Origin of the sequence: Nonomuraea lactucae, assembly GCF_003313395.1 — a bacterium.
Classification (GTDB): Bacteria; Actinomycetota; Actinomycetes; order Streptosporangiales; family Streptosporangiaceae; genus Nonomuraea; species Nonomuraea lactucae.
Window position 1 is genome coordinate 1 of sequence record NZ_QNFZ01000680.1, and the last position, 3,033, is coordinate 3,033.

A 3,033-nucleotide genomic window follows, 5' to 3' on the forward strand; every position below is an offset into this window, starting at 1 on the left:
GCCGCCGCCGCGCCGGGCGGGCCCGAGCGGTCGCGCCGGCGCCACGTCGAGCGCGGCAAGCTGCTGCCGCGAGAGCGGGTGAACGGCCTGCTCGACCCCGGGTCACGGTTCCTGGAGCTGTCGCCGCTGGCGGCGAACGGGCTCTACGACGACCAGGCCCCCGCCGCGGGGATCATCACCGGCGTCGGCCGGGTCTCCGGGCGCGAGTGCGTGGTCGTGGCCAACGACGCCACCGTGAAGGGCGGCACGTACTACCCGATCACGGTCAAGAAGCACCTTCGCGCGCAGGAGGTGGCGCTGCGCAACCGCCTGCCGTGCGTCTACCTCGTCGACTCCGGCGGCGCGTTCCTGCCGAAGCAGGACGAGGTGTTCCCCGACCGCGAGCACTTCGGCCGCATCTTCTACAACCAGGCCACGATGTCCGCGCTCGGCATCCCGCAGATCGCCGCCGTCCTCGGATCCTGTACGGCCGGCGGCGCGTACGTGCCCGCCATGAGCGACGAGGCGGTCATCGTGCGCGGCCAGGGCACGATCTTCCTGGGCGGCCCGCCGCTGGTGAAGGCGGCGACCGGCGAGGAGGTCACGGCCGAGGAGCTCGGCGGCGGCGAGCTGCACTCCCGGGTCAGCGGCGTCACCGACCACCTGGCCGAGGACGACCCGCACGCCCTCGCCATCGTCCGCGACATCGTCTCCACGCTGGCCCCCAGGGCGGAGCGGCCGTGGCGGACCGTCCAGCCGGAGGAGCCGCGCCACGACCCGCGCGACCTCTACGGCATCGTGCCCGCCGACACCCGCCAGCCGTACGACGTGCGCGAGGTCATCGCCCGGCTCGCGGACGGTTCGCGCTTCCTGGAGTTCAAGGCCGAGTACGGCCCGACGCTGGTCACCGGCTTCGCTCACCTCCACGGCCACCCGGTCGGCTTCGTGGCCAACAACGGCATCCTGTTCGGCGAGTCGGCGATGAAGGGGGCGCACTTCGTCGAGCTGTGCGACCAGCGGGCGATCCCGCTGGTGTTCCTGCAGAACATCAGCGGCTTCATGGTCGGCAGGGCCTACGAGGCGGGCGGCATCGCCAAGCACGGCGCCAAGATGGTCACCGCCGTCTCCTGCGCCCGGGTGCCCAAGTTCACCGTGGTGATCGGCGGGTCGTTCGGCGCGGGCAACTACGCCATGGCCGGTCGGGCGTACTCGCCCAGGTTCCTGTGGATGTGGCCGAACGCCCGCATCTCGGTCATGGGCGGTGAGCAGGCCGCGAACGTGCTCACCACCGTCGGAGACGCGGACGCCGACGCGATCCGAGCCCAGTACGAGCACCAGGGCAACCCCTACTACTCCACCGCCCGGCTCTGGGACGACGGCGTGATCGACCCCCTCGACACCCGCACCGTCCTCGGCCTGGCCCTGTCCGCGGCGGCCAACGCCCCGCTCGAACCCGTCCGCTACGGCGTCTTCCGGATGTGACGTTCACCCATGGCCCACTCCACCCGCTCGCCTGAGACGTTCGACACGGTGCTCATCGCCAACCGCGGCGAGATCGCCGTCCGCGTCATCCGCACCCTGCGCGCTCTCGGCATCACCTCGGTCGCCGTGCACACCGCGTCGGACGCGGACGCCCACCACGTGCGCGACGCCGACATAGCCCTGCAGATCCCGAAATATCTGGATGTCGAGGCCATCATCGAGGCCGCCCGCGCGTCCGGGGCGCAGGCCGTTCACCCCGGATACGGCTTCCTCGCCGAGAACGCCGCGTTCGCGCGGCGCTGCGCCGAGGCCGGGATAGTGTTCGTCGGCCCGCCCGCCGAGGCGATCGACGCGATGGGCGACAAGATCCGCGCCAAGACCACCGTGTCGGCCGCCGGGGTTCCGGTCGTGCCGGGCGGCGCCGAGCCCGGCGACTCCCTGGAGGCGTGGACGGACTTCCCAGCGCTGATCAAGCCGTCGGCCGGGGGCGGCGGCAAGGGCATGGTGCTGGTCCGCTCGGCCGCCGAGCTGCCCGACGCGCTGGAGTCGGCCCGCCGTACGGCACGCGCCGCGTTCGGCGACGGCACGCTGCTGATCGAGCGCTACGTCGCCAACCCGCGGCACATCGAGATCCAGGTGCTGGCCGACACCCACGGCAACGTCGTCCACCTGGGCGAGCGCGAGTGCAGCCTGCAACGCCGTCACCAGAAGATCATCGAGGAGGCCCCCTCCCCGTTCGTGAGCGAGGACATGCGGGCCCGGATGGGCGCGGCGGCGGTCGAGGCGGCCCGCGCGGTCGGCTACACGGGGGCGGGCACGGTCGAGTTCATCGTCGACGGCACGACCGGCGAGCACCACTTCATGGAGATGAACACCCGCCTGCAGGTGGAGCACCCGGTCACCGAGCTGGTCACCGGACTCGACCTGGTGGAGCTCCAGCTACGGGTGGCGGCGGGCGAGCCCCTTCCGTTCAGCCAGGACGACGTGCGGCTGACCGGGCACGCCGTGGAGGCCCGCGTCTACGCCGAGGACCCCGCCCGGGACTTCCTGCCGACCGGAGGCCGCGTCCTCGCCCTCCGCGAACCCGCCGCAGTGCCCGCCGCAGTGCCCGCCGCGGAGCCCGCAGTGCGCCGCGCCGTGCGCGTCGACTCCGGGCTGGTCGAGGGTGGCGTCGTGGGCAGCGAGTACGACCCCATGCTGTCGAAGGTGATCGCCTGGGCGCCCGGTCGGGAGGCGGCGCTGAGGCGGCTCGACCGGGCGCTGGCGGAGACCGCCGTGCTCGGCGTCACCACCAACGTCCCGTTCCTGCGCGCCCTGCTCGCCCACCCCGCGGTCCGGGCGGGCGGGCTCGACACCGGGCTGGTCGAGCGGATCCTGCCCGACCTCGTACCGGCGGCGGCGGTGCCCTGGGACGTGCTGGCCGCCGCCGCGCTCGTCTTCCACGCCCTGCCGCAGGGCACGGACCCGTGGGAGGTGACCGACGGCTGGCGGGTCGGCGAGCCGGCGTGGACGACGTGGCGGCTGGAGACTCGCGACGGCGTGCGCGCCGTGCAGGTGCGCGGCCTGCCGCAC

The 3,033-nt window shown here is 73.4% G+C and carries 2 protein-coding genes; both read left to right on the plus strand.

Annotated features, from left to right (window positions below):
* On the plus strand, window positions 1-1,461 hold a 1,461-nt coding region (locus DQW85_RS25305), incomplete at its 5' end, for a carboxyl transferase domain-containing protein (RefSeq protein WP_113702473.1).
* A 9-nt stretch (window positions 1,462-1,470) separates the two neighbouring features.
* Window positions 1,471-3,033: acetyl-CoA carboxylase biotin carboxylase subunit (locus tag DQW85_RS25310; protein WP_113702474.1), on the plus strand; the 1,563-nt coding region annotated here is incomplete at its 3' end.